Genomic DNA, 23,022 nt, shown 5'->3' with positions numbered 1-23,022 from the left:
GTGGTTTTGCCTTCTGCTATCGTTGCCGCATGTCTCGGTCTGCTGATCTGCTCCGGCGTCTACGTGACGACCCGGCGCTCGTGGAGCTTCTTTCGTATCCGTTTGAATTTGATATCCGACGCGCTGATTACGTCGACGCGCCGCGTCTTATGTCAGGAATTTCCCTTGAGGTGGTCGCGGGAGATTTCACGGGTGGAAAGTTCTACCTGTGCGGCGAGGGGCCTGACCGCCCGATGCTGTACGCAAGCAGTGAGGGTGAGGCCGGACTCATTGCTTCGGATCTCTCCGGGGCCCTTGGTCTCGTGGTTGGCCTGCCGTACTGGCGGGACTGTCTCAAATACTCCGAAGATGGCGACGTGGCTTCGATGCAAGCGGCCGCGGCTTTTCTGCAGCGCGATATGCTCGCGAGTGATTCGGAAATCGTTACAGCGCAGTCCCGAGTAGCCGGCGCGCTCGGCCTGACGATTGAATCCGTGCCGACGCTGGTGGACCGCCTTCACGCGGCCGTGCGGAGCGCCGATCCGGGCGATGTGTTCTTGGATGAGACCGGAGAGTACGAGAGCCTGTTCGGACCCTTTCCGCCGAGTCGCAATCCAGACTGGCAGTGACGTCCTTGTGTGTCCGGCATAGCTTTGAAGACCCGCTCTTTCCCCTTCGCCTTTGACTGGAACGGGCGTGAGCTGCTCTTCGACATCCGTGATCCCGAGGCGCGGCCCCGGTACGTGATCATGGTGGATCCGGAGGAGGGCGAGCACTACACCACGGATCTGGGGCTCGACGAGTTCTGGGTCGTGGTCGCCGACGAGGACGAGGACGCGCTCGCCTTCGACTACTTCGTCGAGTGGCGGAAGGCCAACCCCGGCGCGGGACACGTCGGGTTCGACCAGGTCGTCGGGTACAAGGTGCCGCTGAGCCTCGGTGGGGGGACGATGTGGCGAACCTGGAGCTCACCGGGCGCCAGGTGTACGTCGAGCTGTGCGCGCAGATCGCGCTGCAGCTGAGGGAGAGCTGAGCCGCAGTCGCCAAGCTGTGGGGCACCGCACGCCTCCGTCCCCTCCACAGCCCCGCAACCGTTCGTACGATGAGGGGCAAACCCAAACAGACAGGAGCAACCATGTTCGGCGGTGCGTTGAACGAGCTGTTCGCTCCTGGGCGGCGGCACACCGAGGAGGAGCGGCGCCGTCAGGAGCTCACGCTCGAGGAGGCCGGTGACGCCGATCCCGGGCGGGGGCCGATAGACCTGGGCAGCGGGGTCGTGCTCATCCGGGTCCCCGCGGCACGGGGCGGGGCGCGTTCGGCCGAGGGGGAGCCGGAGGACGGCGACAAGAACGCCGAGGGCGCTGAGGACACCAAGGCTGCCGAGGGCGGCAAGAACGCCCAGGACGGTAAGGCCGCCGAAGCGGCCCGGGCCGCCGAGGGCTCTGAGTAGACAGAACGGCTCGCGTCGGGCGCACTCGCCCCAGCGGCCCGTCGCCCACACGCCGGAGGGCCCGGCCCCTCGCGATCGCTCGCGTGGTGCCGGGCCCTCCGTCCCGTGCGTACCGCCTCAGCGGTGTCAGGCGTCGAAGACCTCGTTCACCAGCTGCTGCTGCTCCACCTGGTGCCGCTTCGCCGAGCCCACTGCCGGGGACGACGAGTGGGGGCGGGAGATGCGGCGCAGGCGCTCGCCGTGCGGGATGTCCGCGCCGACCGCCAGGTCCAGGTGGTCGATCAGGTTGAGGGCGATGAACGGCCAGGCACCCTGGTTCGCCGGCTCCTCCTGGACCCACAGGTACTTCTCGGTGTTCGGGAACTTGGCGATCTCGGCCTGCAGTTCCGCACCCGGCAGCGGGTACAGGCGCTCGAGCCGGATGATCGCCGTGTCCATGGCTCCGCGCTTCTGCCGCTCGGCCTCGAGGTCGTAGTAGACCTTGCCGGAGCAGAAGACGACCTTGCGGACGTCGGCCGCGTTCACCGCTCCTGAATCGACCGCGGTGTCGCCGATGACCGGGCGGAAGCCGCCGGTGGTGAACTCATCCACCTTGGACGCCGCGGCCTTCAGACGCAGCATCGACTTCGGGGTGAAGACGATGAGCGGCTTGTGGTGCGGGTTGTGGACCTGCCAGCGCAGCAGGTGGAAGTAGTTCGACGGCAGAGTCGGCATGGCGACCGTCATGTTGTTCTGCGCGCACAGCTGGAGGAAGCGCTCCGGGCGGGCGGACGAGTGGTCCGGGCCCTGGCCCTCGTAGCCGTGCGGCAGGAGCAGCGTGACGCCGGAGGTCTGGCCCCACTTCTGCTCGGCGGAGGAGATGAACTCGTCGACGACGGTCTGGGCGCCGTTGACGAAGTCACCGAACTGGGCCTCCCACATGACCAGCGACTCCGGGCGGGCCAGCGAGTAGCCGTACTCGAAGCCCATCGCCGCGTACTCGCTGAGCAGCGAGTCGTAGACGTTGTAGCGGGCCTGGTCGTCGGACAGGTAGAGCAGCGGGGTGTAGTCGTCGTTGGTCTCCTGGTGCACCAGCACCGCGTGGCGCTGGCCGAAGGTGCCCCGGCGGGTGTCCTGGCCGGCGAGCCGGACCGGGGTGCCCTCCATCAGCAGCGAGCCGATGGCGAGGGTCTCGCCCATGCCCCAGTCGATCGTGCCGTCCTCGACCGAGGCCGCACGGCGCTGCAGCTGTGGCAGCAGCCGCGGGTGGACGGTGATGTTGTCGGGGACGTTGACCTGGGACTCCGCGATCCGCTTGACGACCTCCTGGGAGATCCCCGTGATGACGGACACCGGGAACTCGGCCTGGGCGTCCGGGACATGGGCCGGGGCCGGGTGACTGGTGGCCTCGCGGACCTCCGCGAAGACCTTCTCCAGCTGGCCCTGGAAGTCCTGCAGCGCCTGCTCGGCCTCTTCCAGCGTGATGTCGCCGCGGCCGATGAGCGACTCGGTGTAGAGCTTGCGCACCGAGCGCTTCTTGTCGATCAGGTTCACCATCTGAGGGTTGGTGAACTGCGGGTTGTCGCCCTCGTTGTGACCGCGGCGGCGGTAGCAGATGAGGTCGATCACGACGTCCTTGTTGAACGTCTGGCGGAACTCGAAGGCGAGCCGCGCCACCCGGACGCACGCCTCCGGGTCGTCGCCGTTCACGTGGAAGATCGGCGCCTCGATCATGCGCGCCACGTCGGTCGCGTACATCGACGAACGCGACGACTCCGGGGCGGCGGTGAAGCCGACCTGGTTGTTGATGACGATGTGGACCGTGCCGCCGGTGCGGTACCCGCGCAGCTGCGACATGTTCAGGGTCTCGGCGACGACGCCCTGTCCGGCGAAGGCCGCGTCGCCGTGCAGGGCGACCGGCAGGACGGTGAAGTCCGTGCCGCCCTTGTTGATGATGTCCTGCTTGGCGCGCACGACGCCCTCGAGGACCGGGTCGACGGCCTCCAGGTGCGACGGGTTGGCGACCAGCGACACCTTGATCTGCTCGCCGTCGAGGCCGGTGAAGGTGCCCTCGGCGCCCAGGTGGTACTTCACGTCGCCGGAGCCGTGCATCGACTTCGGGTCGAGGTTGCCCTCGAACTCGCGGAAGATCTGGGCGTACGACTTGCCGACGATGTTCGCCAGGACGTTCAGCCGGCCGCGGTGGGCCATGCCGATGACGACCTCGTCGAGGCGGGACTCGGCCGCCGAGTCGATGACCGCGTCGAGCAGCGGGATGACGGACTCGCCGCCCTCCAGCGAGAAGCGCTTCTGGCCGACGTACTTGGTCTGCAGGAAGGTCTCGAACGCCTCCGCCGCGTTCAGCCGGCGCAGGATGCGCAGCTGCTCCTCGCGCTCCGGCTTGGCGTGCGGGCGCTCCACGCGGTCCTGGATCCACTTGCGCTGCTTCGGGTCCTGGATGTGCATGAACTCGATGCCGGTGGTGCGGCAGTACGAGTCGCGCAGGACGCCGAGGATGTCGCGCAGCTTCATCATCGACTTGCCGCCGAAGCCGCCGACCGCGAACTCGCGCTCCAGGTCCCACAGGGTGAGCCCGTGCTCGGTGATGTCCAGGTCGGGGTGCTTGCGCTGGCGGTACTCCAGCGGGTCGGTGTCGGCCATGACGTGGCCGCGGACCCGGTAGGAGTGGATCAGCTCGAAGACCCGGGCGGCCTTGGTGACGTCGTCGTCGTGCGAGGCGTCGATGTCCTTGAGCCAGCGGACCGGCTCGTAGGGGATGCGCAGCGCCTCGAAGACGTCGTCGTAGAAGCCGTCCTCCCCGAGGAGGAGGTTGGCGACGATCCGCAGGAACTCGCCGGACGCGGCGCCCTGGATGACCCGGTGGTCGTACGTCGAGGTCAGGGTCATGACCTTGGAGACGCCCAGCTTGTTCAGGGTGTCCTGGGAGGTGCCCTGGAACTCGGCCGGGTAGTCCATCGAGCCGACGCCCATGATCACCGACTGTCCGGGCATCAGCCGCGGCACGGAGTGGACGGTGCCGAGGCCACCGGGGTTGGTGAGCGAGACGGTGACGCCGCTGAAGTCGTCCATCGTCAGCTTGTTGCTGCGGGCGCGGCGGACGATGTCCTCGTAGGCCTGCCAGAACTCGAAGAAGTTCATGGTCTCGGCCTTCTTGATGGCCGCGACGACGAGCTGCCGGTCGCCGTTCGGCTTCACCAGGTCGATGGCGAGGCCGAGGTTCACGTGCGGGGGCTTGACCAGGACGGGCTTGCCGTCCTTCTCGCCGTACGACCAGTTCATCGACGGCATGGCCTTGATCGCCTGCACCATCGCGTACCCGATGATGTGCGTGAAGGAGATCTTCCCGCCGCGGGCGCGCTTCAGGTGGTTGTTGATGACGATCCGGTTGTCGAAGAGCAGCTTCACCGGGACGGCGCGGACGGACGTCGCCGTCGGCAGCTCCAGCGAGGCGTTCATGTTCTTCGCGACCGCGGCGGAGGGGCCGCGCAGCGGCAGCATCTCGGGACCGTCGGGTGCCCCCGCGGCCGGAGCGGCCTTGGCGGCGGGCTTGGCCGGAGCGGCGGCGGGCTTCGCGGGCGCGGCGGGCTTCGCCGGCGCCGGCGCCGGTGCCGCGGCGGCGGGCTGCGCGGGAGCGGCAGGCGCCTGGGCCGGTGCTGCGGGTGCCTGGGCGGCGGGGGCCTTGGGAGCCGGAGCCTGTGCGGTGCCCGGCGTCTCGGTGGCCGTCGCGGCCGGTGGCGCGGTCTCGCCGGCGGCCCCGCCGCCCGGCTTGTAGTCGGCGAAGAAGTCCCACCAGGCGCGGTCGACCGAATTCGGGTCCTGGAGGTACTGCTGGTAGATCTCGTCGACGAGCCACTCATTGGCACCGAACGCGGCGGCGGGGTTCTTCCCCTGCCCGTCGGGGTCGGTCGAAGTACTCGAGTTACTGGGGGACTGAGACGACACGGCGGCAACCGCCCTCTTCCGCTTCACAAGGTGATGGACAGCGGAAATAAAGGCTACGCCTACGCGGCGGGGAGGTGCAGGCCGGGCGTGGTCATCGTCGCCTAAGTCACACCTGGCAACCGGTTTCGGCGTAGGAAATGGCGGGAAACAAACGTGGTTCCCCTGCGGACTGGGTACAGCGGAACACGGCTGCGGCCCCGCGGGCCGCACCCTTGTCCTGCTCCCCGGACGTATGGACGCAGGACGCGCCTGTCCGGTTCGCCACGGGCTTCGCTCCTCTTCGAACCCTACGTCAACCGCACGGCGCGGGGTTCCCCGGAAGAGTGACCCTGATGCGGCAGCCTCGTGTCGATTCGGCCACGCCGATGCGGCCGCCGTGCAACTCCACCGCCCAGCGCGCGATGGCCAGGCCCAGACCCGTGCCCCCGTCGCTGCCCGAGCCCTGCTTCGACGGGGCGCTGCCCCGGTTGAAGCGCTCGAAGACCTTGTGCCACTCGGACTCGGGGATCCCGGGTCCTTCGTCCTGGACCTCGAGGTCCAGGGACTCGGCCTGGAGACCCCTGCGGGCACGGACCGTGACCCTGCCGTGCGGAGGGGAGTGCTTGACCGCGTTGTCGATGAGATTCGCCACGACCTGGTGCAGCCGCTCGGCGTCCGCGTGCGCGGTCAGCTCGGGCGGGAACACGTCCAGGTGCAGATGGACGTCCTTGCGGGTGTGGCTGCCGGATCCGGAGGACAGCCTGCGCTGCCCGGCGGCCAGGTTGGCCTCCTTCAGCACCCCGGACAGATAGGGCCAGACCTCGAAGCGCCGGGCCTTGAGCGTCACGACGCCGTTGTCCAGCCGGGAGAGGTCGAGCAGCGTCTCGACCAGCCGGGACAGCCGCTCCGTCTGCTTCAGCGCGGTGCGCATCGTCTCGGGATCGGCCGCCGAGACGCCGTCCACGACGTTCTCCAGCACCGCGCGCAGCGCCGCGATGGGCGTGCGCAGCTCGTGCGAGACATTGGCGACCAGCTCCTTGCGGTGCCGGTCCACGGCCTCCAGGTCGTCCGCCATGCGGTTGATCGTGGAGGCGAGGTCGCCCAGCTCGTCGCGGCGGCCGTCGCCCCGCACCCGGCGGGTGAAGTCGCCGTGGGAGATCGACTTCGCGACGGTGTTCATCTCGTCCAGCGGAGCGGTCAGCCCGTGCGCCACGAACTGGGTGATCAGCAGCGTGGTGATCATGGCGAAGACCGTGATGTAGCGCAGCTCCGCCCCGGTGCGGAAGGCGACCAGTGCCAGCCCGGTCGTGATCAGCACGGCCGCGACGACCAAGGCGCCGAGTTTGGTCTTGATCGAGATCTCCACCGCCCTCAGCCGGGACCGGAGCCGGCTTCGCCGGATCATGGCGCCGGGGTCTCCAGGGCGTACCCGACACCGTGCACGGTACGGATCCGCTCGGCGCCGATCTTGCGGCGCAGCGCCTTGATGTGGCTGTCGACCGTGCGGGTGCCGGAGGCGTCCGCCCAGTCCCAGACCTCGGCGAGCAGCTGCTCGCGGGAGAGGACCGCACGCGGGGTGTTGGCCAGGCACACGAGCAGGTCGAACTCGGTCGGCGTGAGGTGCACGTCCTCGTTCCGGACGCGGACGCGGCGCTGGGCGTGGTCGATCTCCAGCTCACCGAGGCGCAGGATGCCGCTGCGGGGCGTCACGGCGGCCAGCGCGGCGCGCTCCACCCGGCGGAGCAGGACGTGCACCCGGGCGGCCAGTTCGCGCATGGAGAACGGCTTGGTCATGTAGTCGTCGGCACCCACGCCGAGCCCGACCAGCATGTCGGTCTCGTCGTCGCGGGCGGTGAGCATCAGCACCGGGACGGGCCGCTGTGCCTGCACGCGGCGGCACACCTCGAGGCCGTCGAAGCCGGGCAGCATCACGTCGAGGATCATCAGGTCCGGCTGCCAGGCCTCCGCGGCGTCGACCGCCGCGGGGCCGTCGTTCGCGGTCTGGACGAGGAAGCCCTCGGCGCGCAGACGGGCCGAGATGGCGTCGACGATGGTGGTGTCGTCCTCGACCACCAGCACCCGGCGCTGGGCACTTCCGGTCGGCTGCGCCGCCGCGCCGTTGCTGCTGGTGTGTGTCTGCTCCATCGCCCCGCCCCTGTCGCGCACTGCGAGCTGCGTGTAGATCGGTGTGTCAGGTAGGCAGCGTAAAGGCACCGACCAGGTCCCGGCTACGCAGGGCGAACTGCCAGGTGGACCACGTCAGGTACGCCTCGGGCAACCCGGATCTCTTCGGTTCTTACCCCGCTGAATCCGGCATTCCGCAATGAGTCCTCGAAATTTCGGGAAGGCTGCGCCGACCAGACGGCGAGGACGCCTCCGGGGCTCAAACACCGTGCACAGGCGGCCAGTCCGACCGGCGAGTAGAGGCTGCCGTTGTCCTCGGTGACGGTCCAGTCCGGGCCGTTGTCGATGTCGAGGCAGAGCGCGTCATACGTGTCCGAAGTGTTATGGAGGTACCCCACCAGGTCCGTGTGCAGGACGGTGGTGCGCGGATCGGCCAGTGCCGCGGCGGAGATGCGCTTCAGCGGGCCCGACGTGTGCCATTCGATGATCGCCTGTTCCCGCTCGGCGACGGCGATCCGCGACCAGCCGGGCTCGGCGGCCGCGCGGGCCAGGGAGAAGCCGACCCCCAGTCCGCCGATCAGCACGGACGGGTCCGGTCGGCCGTCGAGGGCCTCGTACGCGGCGTCCATGAGGAGCCGCTCGGAGCGGCCGTCCGATGTGTCCATCAGGAAGCAGCCGTTGGCGATGATCTCGTGGATCTCCCCGTCGGGGCCGCCGCGTTCGCGCAGGACGACTTCGCCGAACGGTCCTGAGCGCCGGTCGAGGGTCCGTGGGGCGGCGTCTTGGCTGAGAGGCTCCATGGACCCCCAGGCTAAGGGCTGCCCCGCAATCCCTGCGGAACCGGGGCGCGGCGTCGGATGCGGTGCGTCGCAGGGCGGAGAGTCGCCCTCGTGCCGGGTGCGTTCGGGCGATTCGACAACGCGGCGAGGCGCCGTGGCCGTCGCCGCGCGCCCGCCGGGTCCGGGGCCTCCCTGCTCGCGGGCGTGTCGCTGCTCCTGGTGCTGGACCTGCTCGCCTACGAGGCCCCGCTGGGCAACTGGGCCATCCCCCGGCCGTGCTCTCCGGTCCGGCGAGCCGCCCGGCGGTGCGCCGGTGGGCACGTGCTCGTGACACTGCCGCAGGGAGCGCCGCCCCCCGGGGGAGGTGAGGCCCGCTGAGCCCGGCGTACGGGGGCCGGGGCTCCGTCCGCCCGTGGGGAAGGCGGGGCGGAGGCCTCAGGGCTCGGCGACCGGCTTCGCCGCTCCGGAGGAGCGACCCAGCCGTCCCCCCAGGCCTGGCCGGCCTGTGTCATAGATACAGCCTATGTAATAGGTGCATATCTCAAATGCCTATTACATCGTGCCTATCGCGTCCGGTCGGGCGCCGTGGGCGGCAGGTGGTATCGCTCACGGCGAACGCCCCCGGGGGAACATCGGTGAGTCCCTTTGCATTGAGTCCGTGTAACTCAACTTGACTGCCGAAGGGGAGATCATGGCTTCGACGTCCGCACCGCTCACCCTGCCCGTGCTGCCACTCGACGACGAGGTCGTGCTGCCGGGGATGGTGGTACCGCTCGACCTGTCGGACAACGACGTACGGGCCGCGGTGGAGGCCGCCCAGGCGGCAGCCCGGGCGGAGCCCGGGAAGCCGCGGGTGCTGCTCGTGCCCCGGATCGACGGCACCTACGCCGCGACCGGTGTGCTCGGCACCGTCGAGCAGGTGGGACGGCTTTCCGACGGAGACCCGGGCGCCCTGATCAGGGGCCACCGCCGGGTACGCGTCGGGGCCGGCACGACCGGCCCCGGTGCCGCCCTCTGGATCCACGGCACCCTCATCGACGAGAGCCTGCCCGACCCGCTGCCGGGCTCGGTCACCGAGCTCGTGAAGGAGTACAAGGCCCTCGCCACCAGCTGGCTGCGCAAGCGCGGAGCCTGGCAGGTCGTGGACCGCGTCCAGCAGATCGACGACGTTCCCGCACTCGCCGACAACGCCGGCTACTCGCCCTTCCTGAGCATCGCGCAGAAGGTCGAGCTGCTGGAGACCAGCGACCCGGTCGCCCGGCTCGGGCTCGCCACCGAGCAGCTCCGCGAGCACCTCGCCGAACAGGACGTGGCCGAGTCCATCGCCAAGGACGTCCAGGAGGGCGTCGACAAGCAACAGCGCGAGTTCCTGCTGCGCCGCCAGCTGGACGCCGTGCGCAGGGAGCTGCGCGAGCTGGGGGGCGAGTCCGACGGCGACGAGCCCGACGACTACCGTGCGCGCGTCGAGGCCGCCGAACTCCCCGAGAACGTCCGCGAGGCCGCCCTCAAGGAGGTCGAGAAGCTCGAGCGGTCCAGCGACCAGAGCCCCGAGGGCTCCTGGATCCGCACCTGGCTCGACACCGTCCTCGAACTGCCGTGGAACGAACGTACGGAGGACGCGTACGACATCCTGGGCGCCAAGGCGGTCCTGGACGCCGAGCACGCCGGCCTGGACGACGTGAAGGAACGGATCATCGAGTACCTGGCGGTTCGCAAACGGCGCTCCGACCGCGGGCTCGGCGTGGTCGGCGGCCGGCGCGGCGGCGCGGTCCTCGCGCTCGTCGGCCCGCCCGGCGTCGGGAAGACCTCGCTCGGCGAGTCCGTCGCCCGTGCGATGGGACGCGAGTTCGTCCGCGTCGCGCTCGGCGGCGTCCGGGACGAGGCCGAGATCCGCGGCCACCGGCGCACCTACGTCGGCGCGCTGCCCGGCCGGATCGTCCGTGCCGTCAAGGAGGCCGGGTCCATGAACCCGGTGGTCCTCCTCGACGAGATCGACAAGGTGGGCTCCGATTTCCGCGGGGACCCGGCGGCGGCGCTGCTCGAGGTCCTGGACCCGGCGCAGAACCACACGTTCCGCGACCACTACCTGGAGGTCGAGCTCGACCTGTCGGACGTGGTCTTCCTGGCCACGGCCAACGTCCTGGAGTCCATCCCGGAGGCACTGCTCGACCGGATGGAGCTGGTCAGGCTCGACGGCTACACCGAGGACGAGAAGGTCGTCATCGCCCGCGACCACCTGCTCCCGCGCCAGCTGGAGCGGGCCGGTCTGGAACCGGGCGAGGTGACCCTCGACGAGTCCGCGCTGCGGAGGCTGGCGGGCGAGTACACCCGCGAGGCGGGCGTACGCAACCTCGAGCGCGCGGTCGCCAGGCTGCTGCGGAAGGTCGCGGCCCAGCACGAACTGGGCGAGCGCGCACTCCCGTTCACGGTCACCGACGGTGAACTCCGCGCGCTGATCGGCCGCCCGCACCACGTGCCCGAGTCCGCCCAGGACCCGGCCGAGCGCCGCACCGCGGTGCCGGGCGTGGCCACGGGGCTCGCGGTCACCGGCGCCGGGGGCGACGTCCTGTACGTCGAGGCGTCGCTGGCCGACCCGGAGACCGGCGCCTCCGGACTGACCCTGACCGGTCAGCTCGGCGACGTCATGAAGGAGTCCGCACAGATCGCGCTCAGCTTCCTCCGCTCGCACGGCGCGGAACTGGAGCTGCCCGTCGGAGATCTGAAGGACCGCGGCGTGCACATCCACTTCCCGGCGGGTGCGGTCCCGAAGGACGGGCCGAGCGCGGGCATCACGATGACGACCGCGCTGGCGTCGCTGCTCTCCGGGCGGCTGGTCCGCACGGACGTGGCGATGACCGGTGAGGTGTCGCTGACCGGACGGGTACTGCCCATCGGCGGCGTGAAGCAGAAGCTCCTCGCCGCGCACCGTGCCGGGATCACCACCGTCGTGATCCCCAAGCGCAACGAGGCCGATCTGGACGACGTCCCCGCCGAGGTCCTGGAGAAGCTGGAGGTCCACCCCGTGACGGACGTCCGCCAGGTTCTGGGGATCGCCCTGTCCCCGGCAGAGGTGCAGGTGCCGGCCGCGGCGTGAGCCGCGGGGCACGGCCCTTCACGGGGTCGCCGTACACGGGCCCGCTCCCGCGGGCCGTGTACGGCGACCGCCTTTCCGGGCCCTCCGCACCGGGACCGGAGGTCTGGGCTCTTGAGCGGGCGGGGCGGGCGTGCGCGTCGGGGCGGTGCGGCCCGTGCAGCGGGCGGGCTGTCCGCCCCGTGGGCCGGTTCGGCTCGTTGAGTGGGCATCAGTGTCCGGCCCGGCCGCCGCTCCCTCCGTTTCCACGGGCGGGGCCCGCTCCCTCCGTTCAACGGGCGGTGCCCGCCGGCACCCGCACGCGGACCGCCTCGTCGTAGAGGGCCCTGGCCCGTGCGCCGAACAGCACCGCCGTCGACTCCGTGTCCGTGTCGCCCCCGCTCAGCACGCCGATCACCCGCCCGGGCCGGGCCGGATCGACGTGGTCCGCCGGCCAGGGTCCCCCGCACCGAGCCGTGCCCGACCGGCACCACGTCAGGATGCCCGGAGCGCCACGGGGACGGCAGTCATGCCGCCGGGTGCCGGAAGGGAGGAACAAGGGGGAACGGGGAGAGGGCGGCCGGTACGCATTGCCGCGCCGAACGGCGCCTCGTCCCCGGTGCTCCGGGCCGACGGCACGGCGGGTCGCAGCAGCACCGGTTCCGCGTGGCTTCCGGCACACCGTCACGAGCCGTCGAGCCAGCCCCGCAGGCTCGCCCGGGCCCCGGCCTGGAAGCGGGTCTCGGCGCCGAGCGACTCCAGCAGCCTGCTGATCCGCCGCCGCGCGGTGTGCACATGGACGCCCAGCCGGCGTGCGATCGCCTCGTCCTTGAGCCCGGCCGCCAGCAGGGCCAGCAGTTCCCTCTGCTCGGCGGGCAGCGCCCCGCCCGCCGGTGGAGGCTCCGGGGGCAGCGCCCCGCCCGCCGGGGCCGCCCGGTCCCACACCGTCTCGAAGAGCGGCACGAGCGCGTGGCGCAGCAGCGCGTCCCCGACCACCAGTGCGGATGCCCGGGGGTCCGCCGCGTCCCCCGGGGGCAGCAGTGCGGTCCGCCGGTCGACGGCGATCAGCCGGGTCGGTACGGACGGGGCGACCCGGGCCCGAAGCCCCCGCGCCACCAGCGCGTTGAGCGTCCGGACGCGCTCCGGCGCGGCGAGACCGTCCCGGTCCAGGACGGCCCGTACGCTCACCCCCCGGTCCAGCAGTCCCCCGATGCCGGACCCCGGCATACGGAAGATCCCGTATCCCGGTCGGCCCCTGACGTAAGGCGGGCGGTCCAGGACGACCACTTCGCGTTCCGCGGACGCGAGCAGGTCGTCGGCCCGCTCCCCGATCGCGCGCTGCCCCGTGATCACTTCGATGCCGCTCCCCGGAACGGCCGGCGATCCCGCCGTCAGACGTCCCGCCAGCTGATCGGCGGTCATCCGTAATCGCTCCAGTTCGGCCGATTTCATGTGCAGTTCGGCCTGACGGCGGTGGATGAGGGTGCGGATCGCGGCGGCCGGCGCGGTCGGACGGGGCAGCGTCCCGCCCCCGAGCGGCGGCAGTGCGAGCCCGTGCTCCACGAGCCGGTGGAGCGCCGCGTCCACCTCGTCCCTCGGCAGCCGGAGGTGCAGGGCCAGGTCCTCGGCCCCCTCCGCCCGTTCCTCCAGCAGGGCTTCGTACGCGCGCTCCTCGGTCGCCCCCAAACCGAGGTAGTGCAACTCCGCCTCGATCATGCGGGGATTCTCACTCCGCCTTCACAGGACACACAAGTGGGCATGTCCACTTCTCAACGCACCCGCCGCATTGATCGGTTGACGCCTCACGGGTTGCATGGCCATGACCACCTGAACCGGCTTACCAGCACGTGGGAGGGGTACGTACTGTGCGCAAGCCCAGGCACAACCAGGCAAGACCGGCACTCGGCGTCACCAGGGGGACAGGGGCCGCGGCGCTCCTGGCCGCTGCCGGTCTCCTGATCACCGCGGTCCCGGCCCAGGCGGCGACCCCGCCGCCGGCACCGCCCGTCGAGGTCGTCCCCGGGGAGGACACCGCGACACCCGCTCTCGTCGAGGGGCTGCGCGAGCCCGTGGACGCCAAGGCCGCTCCGGCGGACGCGGCCCGCGGGCACCTCGCGGCCAAGGAGGGCCGCTACCGCATCGCCGAACCGGGACGGGACCTCGCACCCGTCCGCACGCTGAAGCGGGGCGCGGACGAAGCCGTACGGCTCCAGCAGAAGCACCGGGGGGTACCGGTCCTCGGCGGCCAGTACGTGGTGCGGATGGAGACCTCCGGCGGCAAGCGCGTCGTCACCGGCACCTCCGGCAAGTACTTCACGGGGCTGACCACCGGCACCGAAGCCGCGGTCACCGAGGACGTGGCGGTGCGCCGCGCGGTGAGCGCCACCGCGGCCCGGCTCGGCAACTCCCGGCTCACCGAGGCCGACGCCATCCGCAAGGAGGGCGAGAAGTCGCAGAAGGCGCAGGCGCTCACCGGCACCGCGGGCGGCCTCGTCGTCATCCCGCGGGGAGACGGAGTCCTGGCCCGCCATGTGACGGTGCGCGGCACGAACCCGGTGACCGGCGAGCCGGTGCTGGAGGAGGTGTACGTCGACGCGCGGTCCGGCTTCCCGGTGCTGCAGTACAGCGGCATCAAGTCCGTCACCGGGCCGATGGCCGCGGCCGCCCGCCCGGCCCGGGCGGGTACCGCGCCGGCTGCGGCCGACGAGCCCGCGGCCCCCGCCGCCAAGGGCAGCGGTCTGCGCCTGGACGGCGCCAGGGTCGACCTGGAGCTCAGCCTCGACGCGGCGACCGGCCGGTACGGCATGATCGACCACGCCCGCATGGCCGACACCAGCAAGAACACCCTCAGCACCTGGGACGCCTCCAGCCAGGACGTCGGCGACGTCTCCGGCCAGTGGCCCAGCGGCATCAAGGTGTTCGAGTCCGCGACCGCCGAGTTCGGCAAGGCGGCCACCGAAGCGGGCGCCGTCGACGCGCACTGGGCGGCCGGACAGGTCTACGACTACTACAGGAAGCAGCACGGCCGGAACGGACTCGACGGCCGGGGTTCCACCGTGAACTCGCTGGTCGGCGTGACCCTCTTCGGAGGCTCGTACGTCAACGCCTTCTGGGACGGTCAGAAGATGGTGTACGGCTCGGGCGACGAGGAGTTCAAGCCGCTCTCCGCCGATCTGGACGTCGTGGGCCACGAGATGACCCACGGAGTTGTGGAGAACACGGCCAACCTCGTCTACGCCGGCCAGTCCGGCGCGCTGAACGAGGCCGTCGCCGACTACTTCGGCAACGCGATCGACGTCACCGCCTCCGGGCGGTCCATGGACGACCCGGACGCGGGCCTCATCGGCGAGGACCTGTGCCGCACCAAGAGCGCGCGGGACTGCGCCCTGCGCGACCTCGACGACGGCGCGACCACCTCCAAGAACTTCCTCGGGGTGACGTTCGGCACCGACAACGGCGGCGTCCACCTCAACTCCACCATCTTCTCGGGCGCACTGTGGGACATGCGCCAGGACCTCGGAGGAGAACTCGCCGACCGGATCGTGTACAAGGCGCTGTCCGAGTACATGACGCCGCTCGACGGCTTCACCGAGGGCCGCAACGCGGTGCTGGCCGCGGCGAAGGACCTCGGCGTCACCGCGAAGCAGCGGAACGTGGTGAAACGGTCCTTCAGTGCCCACGGCATCGTGCCCGGCTGGGAGGACGCGCTCGGCGTCGACACCGACCGGCTCCTCGGCAAGCTGAACATCAGCGGCACGGGAGCCCAGGCCGGCGGCGGCTGGTGGACCGCGTCGCAGTCCAACGACGACGGCTCCGAGCCCTACTCGGTCTACGCGGGCCGGGCGGACGGCTCCGGCCATCCGAAGCTGATCAGCCCGAACGACGGGCGCTTCCACGTGTACCCGGCGACGGACGGCAGGAACGTCGTCTGGGTGGCCTACGGCACCACGAGCCTGGACATCCTCTCCCGTCCGCTCGCCGGCGGCCCGATCAAGAAGCTGTACACCTCGACCGGCGACATCTCGGGGCTGCGGGTCGAGAACGGCGTCGTGGTCTTCGAGAGCTTCGGCTTCTTCGGCGATCGGCACGTCGCCTACCTCCGGCCCGGCGACACCCGGCCCACCTACGCCGACGGCGGCAGCTTCTTCCTGGCCACGGCGCTCCCGTCGATCTCGCAGGGCAGGATCGCCTACGCCAAGCTCTACCCGGGTGAGACCGGCTACCTGCTCGGCGTCGAGGTCCTGGACCTGAAGACCGGCACCAAGACGCTGACGGGGCAGCTCGGCGAGCCCCAGAGCCTCGGCCAGACCGGCATCAACGGCAAGCACGTCTTCTGGCTGACCGACGAGAACCTCAACGACACCGGCCAGATGGGTGTGCGCCGCGCGGATCTCGACGGGGGCAGCGTCTTCGACATCGCTCCCGAGGCGAAGCCGCGGGCACTGCACGGCGTCGACCTGACCGTGTCCGAGGACGCCGTCACCGTCAGCAGCCAGACGCCCGACACCCAGTGGCGCAACGAGACGCTGTCGAAGCTGTGGCAGCTGACCACGGACGGCAGCCGGCTGGAGCGCGTCTCCTGCAACCGCGGTGAGCAGATCTCGCCCGCCGCGGTGTCCGGCAGGCAGGTCGTGTGGCTGGACGGCACGACCGGCTTCACCGACCTGGTCACCCGCACCCGCCCCGCGGGCCGCTGCGGCTGATCGATCCCGTTGACCGGAGCCCCCGGTGCGGCGCTGCCGCACCGGGGGCTCCGCACGCGGACCGCGGCTTCCCGGCCGGACGGGACTCTCGGAACACGCTCCGGGGGCCGGCGGGTCCGGGGTCGGGCCGTCGGTGCGTGCCCCGACGCGGTCCGGTGCTCCGGTGCCGTGCGAACCGCGGTCGAGGGGCGGAAAGCGGCACGATGTGAACATGGCAGAAGCAAGCCCCGGGTCGGAGGGACGGGGCGGCCCGGGAGCCCGCGCCTGCCGTTGGCCCACGCCTGCGAAATACTGGACGAGCTGCGGCGACGGCGGCCGCCGAAGGAAACTTTCATCGCCGGGAAAGCGCGCGAAGGGTGCTGACGTGCACGGAAGCGGTACGGGGAACGGACCCGAGCCGAGGGGAGGGAACGGCGTGGACCAGGGGGTCTCGGTATTCCTCGCTCTGGAAAGGGAGTTGGCTGTCTTCCTGCGCCGGGCCCGGGCGAGCTCCGGCGAGATGGCCCGCGAGGTCCATCCCGAACTGGAGCCCGCCGCGTACGGACTGCTCGTACGGCTGGAGGAGTCCGGAGCCCAGCGCGCGACCGATCTCGCCGGCTACTTCGGGGTCGGCAAGGCCACCATGAGCCGGCAACTCCGCGCGCTGGAGGAGCTGGGACTGGTCACCCGCGAGCCCGATCCGGCCGACGGGCGTGCCTCCCTCGTCGCCCTGACCGACGAGGGACTCACCAGGTTCCGGGCCGTACGGAAGGCCCGGCGCGACCGGTACGTACGGAAGCTGGCCGGTTGGGACCGCGGAGAGGTGGCCGAGTTGGCCCGTCTGCTGCACCAGCTCAACGCCCGCTCCGAGGAGGGCTGAGGGTCGTCCCGCGGTTCCCGGCCGGTCGCCGGCCGGCCGGGGCGACGGTCAGGCCCGCGGGCCTTCGGCGGCCGGGTCCTGAAGCTCCGCGTACACCACCGTCGCGTCGTCGTGGGTCTTCCAGCGCCCCGCCCCGCCCCGCAGCGCGTCCGCGGACTCCAGCGCCCGAACACGGCCGACCAGCCCGTTCGGCCCCTCCTTGCGCAGCAGCGCCATGAGGTCGGCCCAGCTCCCCTCCTCGAAGAGGTCGGTCCAGCGGGACGCCCCGTCGGTGAGCGCCGCCACCGCCCGCACCTCGGTGCGCGGGGTCGTGCCGGTGACCGCGTGCACCGCCACCCCCGGGTCCGCGGCCGCCGTGAAGAAGCCGCCGTCCTGGTTGCGCAGGGCGTCCGTCGCGCTGACCGAGCGAAGGACCTCCCGCGGGATGCGGTCCAGCCGGTCGTCCAGCACGGCGCGCACGAGGCCGTCCGGCGATTCCGTCAGCAGCGTCGAGTCCGAGAGGACCAGGTGCTCGACCGCTTCCGCGTCCCAGCGCACGACGACGACGGTTGCTTGAGGCGTGCGGACGTGAGAAAGGTCACACGTGTCGCGATGTGTGTCGGCGGTACGCCGAATGGACAGGGCCAGAACCTCGGTCAGGGGCATATCCCTCCGCGAACCGGACAGTTCGAGCAGCGCTCCGCCCAGGCGCGAGGTGAACCAGGGGACGCCGTGCACACAACCGTCGTCGCCGCGGGGCGGCGTCACCCCGTCCAGGACGACCAGCGATCCGCCCTGGCCCGAAGCGGGGAGGGCGAGTGACGCCCAGTCCTCGTTCGGGCGTTCGGCGGTGCCGGGCACGGTGACGAGTTCGAAGCGCATGATCCCAGTCTGCATGAGCCGACACGATTCCTTCACGAAGCCTGCCAGTGCCTCCAATTGGTCTCCACCACCGGCTCGACCTGGGACTTCTCCGTGGAATCGACTTCCCGCCGAGCTGCGGGCGGGCATCCTGCCAAAGCCTGGGCCCAAGGTCCAACCGACCCTCCGTGAGGGTGGGAAGTGCGATCGCGAATGAGTTGTTTGCCAACTCCGGAGTGATGTTCACTCGTTCGTGTGGCGGAGCGGCCGATGCGCGTCCCCCTCTTGAAGCCGCTGGAATGGTCGTGGACCGTGCCAGGGGTGGGGGACTCTCATGATGACCAGCCGTCACCTCTGCTTCATGGGCGGACGAGTCAGGAATGCGAGCACCGGTGCAGAAGAAGCGGCCTCGGGGCAAGGGCAGCATGGGCAGTACGGCCTCTTCGGGGCCCGTGGCACCTCAGGTGCCTCCGGCGCCCGCGATCCCCTCGGCGACGTCGGAAGGCCCTGCCAACCCCGTGCCCCCGGCGTTCACGGAGCCGTCGGCCGAGGCCCGTGCGGCCTCCGACCCCGCGCTCCTCCCCGGCGGACGGCCCGTGCGGGTGCGCCGCCGGCTGGTCGCGGGCGTCGCCGCGGTGACCCTCACGGTCGCGGCGGCCGGTGCTCCGGCGATCCTCCTCGCCTCCGGCGACCTGACCGAGTCCCAGCGGCTCGTCACCCTCGCCGAGCTCAACCGGCAGGCCGTGACCCTGGCCCACTCCCTCGCCGACGAGCGCGACGAGGTCACCGCGTACATCGCGGCCGGTCGCGAGGACCAGCAGGGCGGCAAGAAGGACCGCCGCGAGGTCTCCGCCAACCTCAGCGCCCGCGTCGACCGGCAGATAGACGAGATCCGCGGAAACGTCCCGGCCGCCCACGCGGACCTGCGCCGCGACCTCGGCGCCGTGAACTCCGTCCGGCGCACCGCTCTCACCGGCAAGGGCACCGCACTCGAGGCACACAAGGCGTACAACGCCATCGTCGAGGGGCTGCACGCACTCGCCGACGAGCTCGCCGAGAAGACCCCGGCCCGCGCCGCCGACGCCACCCGCGCACCCGCCGCCCTCGGCCACGCCGTCGAGCAGGCGTCCGCCACCCGGGGTCTGCTGCTCGCCGCACTGTCCGTGCCCGGCCCCGCGAGCGACGGTCCCTCCTTCGACCCGGTCACGGGACTGCCCGTGGAGGACGAGGACCGCGCCGAGTCCGAGGCCGCACGGACCGTCCTGAGCTCCGCAGCGCAGCAGGCCCGCGTCCGCGAGCTCGCCGCACTCGCCGACTTCGACCAGGCCGCGAGCGCCTCGGCCCGCGGACAGCTGACCGGCACCGTCACCGGGCCCGACGTCAGGACGGCCGAGTCCTATCTCGCCCGGCTCACCGACCAGCCCGAACTCTCCGAGAAGGACCTCAAGTCGGACCGCGAGAAGGTCGACTCCTCGCTGTCCGCCAGGATCGAGCAGATGCGCGGCGTCGAGTCGGCGCTCGCCTCCGCCCAGGTCGAGCGTCTTGAGCAGCTCCGCGACGACGACGTCACCGCCCTGGAACTGCGCATCGCCCTGCTCGGCGGCTGCCTCCTCGTTGTGGTCGGCATCTCCGCCGCCGTCGCCCGCTCCCTCACGCGCCCGCTCGCCGTGCTCCGTATCGGCGCCGCCCGCCTCGCCGGCGCGCCCGAGGGCGAGGAACCGATCCGCTTCACCGGCCGCAACGACGAGTTCGCCCAGGTCGTACGGTCCCTCAACACCCTGCACGGCAGACTGGTGGACCTCGCGGCCCGAGGCCGGCACCTGGACGCCGAACACGGGGAACTGGCGGCCGCCCGGGAGGAGTTCGCCGCCCAGCGCGCGGAACTCCGTGAGCGCACCGCCGAGGTCACCGAGCAGCTGGACAGGCTGCGCCGCACCGTGGGCCACACCTTCGTCAACCTCTCCCTGCGCACCCTCGGTCTCGTCGAGCGTCAGCTGGGCGTCATCGAGAGCCTGGAGGAGCGCGAGCAGGACCCGGACCGGCTCGCCACCCTCTTCAAGCTCGACCACATGGCCACGGTGATGCGCCGGCACAGTGAGAACCTGCTGGTCCTCGCCGGTGCCGAGCACGGCCACAGCCACCCCGGCCCGGTCCCGCTGGTCGACGTCATGCGGGCCGCGGTCAGCGAGATCGAACGGTACGAGCGCGTCACCATCCAGTCGCTGCCGCCACACGCCCATGTCGCGGGGTTCGCCGCCGACGACCTGAGCCACCTCGTGGCGGAACTGCTGGAGAACGCCGCCTCCTTCTCGCCCCCGGACGCCCAGGTCCAGCTCTCCGGATGGCTGCTGGAGAGCGGCGAGATCATGCTCTCCGTCCAGGACGAGGGCATAGGAATGTCCCCCGACCGGCTCAAGGAGCTCAACGCGCGGCTGGCGTCCACCGAGCGGGCCGACGACCTCGACCCCGGTGAGGGCGGCGAGGGACTGGGTCTGAGGGTGGCCGGTCTGCTCGCCCGCCGCCACGGTGCGCGCGTCCAGCTGCGCGAGCAGAAGGGCGGCGGGATCGCCGCCGTCGTGGTCCTCCCACAGGGGCTGCTGCCCGAGGGGGCGGCGACCGCCACGAGGCAGACGGCTCCGGTGCCGGGAGCCGGTCCGGCGGTCAACCTTCCCGGCTCGGTCGCGGAGGCCAACTCCAACGCGCTGCCCGGCCGTCGCCCCGCAGCCGGCGATCCGCTGGTCGCCGCCGCGGAGAAGGCCGTCCGGGACGCCGGTGCCGGCGAGCCGGAGGCCGCGGCCGTCGCACCGCGGACCACGCCCGTCGTGCCGGGCCCCCGGCAGTCACCGGAGGCGGAGACCGGGGCGGGCGTCGGCACCGGGGCGACCACGTCCGGCACCGGGGCGGGCGTCGGCACCGGGGCGACCACGTCCGGCACCGGGGCCTTCGAGCCGGAGTCCGGGGCGCCGCCGGTGGGCGGCGCCGCCGAGGCCGTGCCCGAGCGCTCGCCCTTCGCGCCAGAGGCGGCCGCCGGTGCGTACGCGCCGGGCGCTTCCGGGGCCGACCCCCTTCCCGGTCCCGAGGGCTTCACGGCCCCGTCCGGCGTGGGCGCCTCCGCCCCCGACGCCCATGACGCCGCGCCCGAGCGCTCGCCCTTCGCGCCCGGGCCCACGGACGCTCCGAGCGGCTTCCGGCCCGAGGCCGGTTCCCGTGCCGCCGACGAGAACCCGTACGGGCACGCCGAGGAGGACGCCCACACCGACGAGCCCGTCACCTCCACCCCGGAGACCACGCTCCAGGTCCGGCTGCCCCACCCCATGCCGGAGCCCGACGCCCACGAGCGCGACGAGGCGGGGGCGGCCCCCGGCCGCAGGCACGGCGGGAGCGCCGCCGACGGCGCGGACGCCGCCGCACACGAGACGCCGGACACCGGCGCCGTCACGGAGACCACCGCGCCCGCCGACCCCGCGGTGACACCCGAGCCCGTCACCGACAAGGGGCTGCCCAAGCGGACGCCCAAGGCCGTCGCCCCGCTCGGTGGCCAGAAGGAGCGGCGCAGGTCCGTCGACGCAGAGGAACTGCGCCGTCGGCTCGGCGGCTTCCACCAGGGCGCCAAGGACGGCCGCCGCGACGTGGCGGCGGAGCTCGCCGACACCGCCCGGACACACGGCACGGAACAGAAGTCGCAGAGCGAGGAATCGGGGGACACCGTCGAGGAGGCACACAGTTGACCGCGACAGGAACCTTCGGGCTGAGCAGTGAGGCCCGTAACCTTCACTGGCTGTTGGGCAACCTCGTCGAGGAGGTACCGGGGGTGCGCGCCGTCGCCGTCGTCTCGTCCGACGGGCTGCTCCTGCTCTCCTCCGACCCGGCCCGGAACGCCGCCCCCGTCACGGCACCCCGCCAGGACGGCCCGCGCGGTTCCAGTGCCGACCTCGCCACCATCGTCTCGGGCATCGGCAGCCTCACCATCGGTGCGGCCAAGCTCATGGACGGCGGCGGCGTCAAGCAGACCATGGTCGCGATGGAGGAGGGCAGCCTCTTCGTGATGTCGATCAGCGACGGCTCGCTGCTCGGCGTGGACGCCACCGCGGACTGCGACATGAGTGTCGTCGCGTACCACATGGCGCTCTTCGTGGGCCGCGCCGGACACGTACTCACCCCCGAAGTCCGCAGTGAGCTGCGCAAATCGTTGGAGAGCGCCAAGTGACGTCCGCCGCCCAACCCGCCCCCAGGCTTCCTGTCCGGGGTGAGGGCAAACGCACCGCCCGCGTCCGCCCTTACTCGCTCACCGGAGGCCGCACCCGCTTCGGCCACGTGCTCCTCGTCGAGACGTTCGTCGCGGCCCTGGAGGCGGGCGAGGAATGGGGTCTCCCCGCCGGAGGCAGGGGAAGCAGGGAGCTGACGAACGGCAACCTCACGACCCGTGTGATGCCGGAGATGCGGGCCATCGTCGAACTCTGCCGCCGGATGCGGACGGTCGCCGAGATCTCCGCGCTGCTGAAGATGCCCTTGGGCGTGGTCCGGGTGCTGCTCAGCGACCTCGCGGACCAGGGAAGAATACGCGTGTACGGCACCGGGCACGGCGACGGCCGCCCGGACCGCGCGCTGCTCGAAAGGGTGCTGAGTGGACTCCGCCGTCTCTGACCTCCCCACCGCCCCGGATGACGAGAACGTACAGGCCTGGCAGAACGACCACACCCGCGCACCGATCGCCACCAAGATCGTTGTCGCGGGGGGCTTCGGCGTGGGCAAGACGACCTTCGTCGGATCGGTCTCCGAGATCACGCCCCTGCAGACCGAGGCGCTGATGACGCAGGCGAGCGAGGGGACCGACGATCTCACCGCCACGCCCGAGAAGCTCACCACGACCGTCGCGATGGACTTCGGACGGATCACCCTCGACGACGACCTCGTGCTGTACCTCTTCGGCACCCCGGGCCAGCAGAGATTCTGGTTCATGTGGGACGACCTGGTGCGCGGCGCGATCGGCGCGATCGTGATGGCCGACACCCGGCGGCTGAAGGACTGCTTCCCGGCACTCGACTACTTCGAGAGCTGCGGGATCCCGTACGTCGTCGCCGTCAACCACTTCGAGGGGACCCCGTCCTACGAGGCCGAGGACGTACGGGAGGCCCTGACCGTACCCCGGCACGTCCCGGTTGTGGTCATGGACGCACGCCACCGGATCACGGTGATCGAGTCACTGCTCGCACTCGTGGGCCACGCGCTCGACGTCACTCCCGAATAGCCTCCCGTCGTCCCCCGATTCCCGTACGTCTCCATCCCCGTACGTCCAG

17 protein-coding genes are annotated in these 23,022 nt (G+C 71.5%); 11 read left to right on the top strand and 6 right to left on the bottom strand.

The features are described from left to right. Positions 1-29 precede the first annotated feature (29 nt). The 3 genes from FEF34_RS12310 to FEF34_RS12300 all read left to right on the top strand — a co-directional run bounded on the left by FEF34_RS12310 (position 30) and on the right by FEF34_RS12300 (position 1,429). Entirely contained in the window at positions 30-608 is a 579-nt protein-coding gene (locus tag FEF34_RS12310; protein WP_138053225.1) for a hypothetical protein, read from the top strand. 9 nt (positions 609-617) lie between these two features. Continuing rightward, on the top strand, positions 618-1,001 hold the full coding sequence (locus FEF34_RS12305) for a hypothetical protein (RefSeq protein WP_138053224.1): 384 nt from the start codon (positions 618-620) through the stop codon (positions 999-1,001). Positions 1,002-1,114: 113 nt separating this feature from the next. Then, positions 1,115-1,429: a DUF6191 domain-containing protein gene (locus FEF34_RS12300; protein WP_138053223.1), complete on the top strand. Its 315-nt coding sequence runs from the start codon at positions 1,115-1,117 to the stop codon at positions 1,427-1,429. Between the two features lie 126 nt (positions 1,430-1,555). Here the strand turns inward: FEF34_RS12300 and FEF34_RS12295 are convergent, their stop codons facing one another. From FEF34_RS12295 to FEF34_RS12280, 4 genes are all read right to left on the bottom strand, one after another. Beyond that, entirely contained in the window at positions 1,556-5,371 is a 3,816-nt protein-coding gene (locus FEF34_RS12295; RefSeq protein ID WP_138053222.1) for a multifunctional oxoglutarate decarboxylase/oxoglutarate dehydrogenase thiamine pyrophosphate-binding subunit/dihydrolipoyllysine-residue succinyltransferase subunit, read from the bottom strand. Between the two features lie 292 nt (positions 5,372-5,663). After that, complete coding sequence (locus tag FEF34_RS12290; RefSeq protein ID WP_138053221.1) at positions 5,664-6,755, bottom strand: sensor histidine kinase; 1,092 nt, start codon at positions 6,753-6,755, stop codon at positions 5,664-5,666. Further along, a complete protein-coding gene (locus tag FEF34_RS12285; protein ID WP_138053220.1) occupies positions 6,752-7,495 on the bottom strand; it encodes a response regulator transcription factor in 744 nt (247 codons plus the stop codon). The genes FEF34_RS12290 and FEF34_RS12285 overlap by 4 nt, the downstream gene beginning before the upstream one ends. Before the next feature lie 83 nt (positions 7,496-7,578). Beyond that, on the bottom strand, positions 7,579-8,274 hold the full coding sequence (locus tag FEF34_RS12280) for a spermidine synthase family protein (RefSeq protein ID WP_138053219.1): 696 nt from the start codon (positions 8,272-8,274) through the stop codon (positions 7,579-7,581). A 90-nt stretch (positions 8,275-8,364) separates the two neighbouring features. Between FEF34_RS12280 and FEF34_RS12275 the strand changes: the two genes are divergently transcribed. Beyond that, complete coding sequence (locus FEF34_RS12275; RefSeq protein ID WP_138053218.1) at positions 8,365-8,631, top strand: hypothetical protein; 267 nt, start codon at positions 8,365-8,367, stop codon at positions 8,629-8,631. Between the two features lie 313 nt (positions 8,632-8,944). Beyond that, the gene (gene lon / locus FEF34_RS12270; protein WP_138053217.1) at positions 8,945-11,347 is read left to right on the top strand and encodes an endopeptidase La; all 2,403 of its coding nucleotides are present in this window, start codon (positions 8,945-8,947) and stop codon (positions 11,345-11,347) included. Positions 11,348-12,007: 660 nt separating this feature from the next. On the opposite strand, the gene FEF34_RS12265 is transcribed toward lon, so the two are convergent. Beyond that, positions 12,008-13,039, bottom strand: coding sequence for a helix-turn-helix domain-containing protein (locus FEF34_RS12265; protein WP_138053216.1), 1,032 nt, complete (start codon positions 13,037-13,039; stop codon positions 12,008-12,010). Between the two features lie 149 nt (positions 13,040-13,188). Between FEF34_RS12265 and FEF34_RS12260 the strand changes: the two genes are divergently transcribed. Both FEF34_RS12260 and FEF34_RS12255 read left to right on the top strand, forming a co-directional pair. Further along, positions 13,189-16,026 carry a M4 family metallopeptidase gene (locus FEF34_RS12260; RefSeq protein ID WP_138053215.1) on the top strand — a complete coding sequence of 946 codons (2,838 nt, stop codon included), beginning with the start codon at positions 13,189-13,191 and terminating at the stop codon, positions 16,024-16,026. 364 nt (positions 16,027-16,390) lie between these two features. Continuing rightward, positions 16,391-16,885, top strand: coding sequence for a MarR family winged helix-turn-helix transcriptional regulator (locus FEF34_RS12255; RefSeq protein WP_138053214.1), 495 nt, complete (start codon positions 16,391-16,393; stop codon positions 16,883-16,885). Between the two features lie 48 nt (positions 16,886-16,933). On the opposite strand, the gene FEF34_RS12250 is transcribed toward FEF34_RS12255, so the two are convergent. Beyond that, a complete protein-coding gene (locus tag FEF34_RS12250; protein ID WP_138057434.1) occupies positions 16,934-17,746 on the bottom strand; it encodes a protein phosphatase 2C domain-containing protein in 813 nt (270 codons plus the stop codon). Between the two features lie 371 nt (positions 17,747-18,117). Between FEF34_RS12250 and FEF34_RS12245 the strand changes: the two genes are divergently transcribed. Genes FEF34_RS12245 through FEF34_RS12230 form a run of 4 tightly spaced genes read left to right on the top strand, consistent with a single transcriptional unit; the run spans position 18,118 to position 22,973 of the window. Next, on the top strand, positions 18,118-21,453 hold the full coding sequence (locus FEF34_RS12245) for a sensor histidine kinase (protein ID WP_234042368.1): 3,336 nt from the start codon (positions 18,118-18,120) through the stop codon (positions 21,451-21,453). Beyond that, positions 21,450-21,932, top strand: coding sequence for a roadblock/LC7 domain-containing protein (locus tag FEF34_RS12240; protein ID WP_138053213.1), 483 nt, complete (start codon positions 21,450-21,452; stop codon positions 21,930-21,932). Before FEF34_RS12245 ends, FEF34_RS12240 begins: the two co-directional genes overlap by 4 nt. After that, positions 21,929-22,369 carry a DUF742 domain-containing protein gene (locus tag FEF34_RS12235; protein WP_138053212.1) on the top strand — a complete coding sequence of 147 codons (441 nt, stop codon included), beginning with the start codon at positions 21,929-21,931 and terminating at the stop codon, positions 22,367-22,369. Before FEF34_RS12240 ends, FEF34_RS12235 begins: the two co-directional genes overlap by 4 nt. Beyond that, the gene (locus tag FEF34_RS12230) at positions 22,350-22,973 is read left to right on the top strand and encodes a GTP-binding protein (RefSeq protein ID WP_138053211.1); all 624 of its coding nucleotides are present in this window, start codon (positions 22,350-22,352) and stop codon (positions 22,971-22,973) included. The genes FEF34_RS12235 and FEF34_RS12230 overlap by 20 nt, the downstream gene beginning before the upstream one ends. The last annotated feature ends 49 nt before the right edge of the window (positions 22,974-23,022 follow it).

It is taken from the genome of Streptomyces marianii (assembly GCF_005795905.1).
Taxonomy (GTDB): domain Bacteria; phylum Actinomycetota; class Actinomycetes; order Streptomycetales; family Streptomycetaceae; genus Streptomyces; species Streptomyces marianii.
Note: the sequence above shows the minus strand (reverse complement) of the source record. Positions and strands in the feature narration are given on the sequence as shown.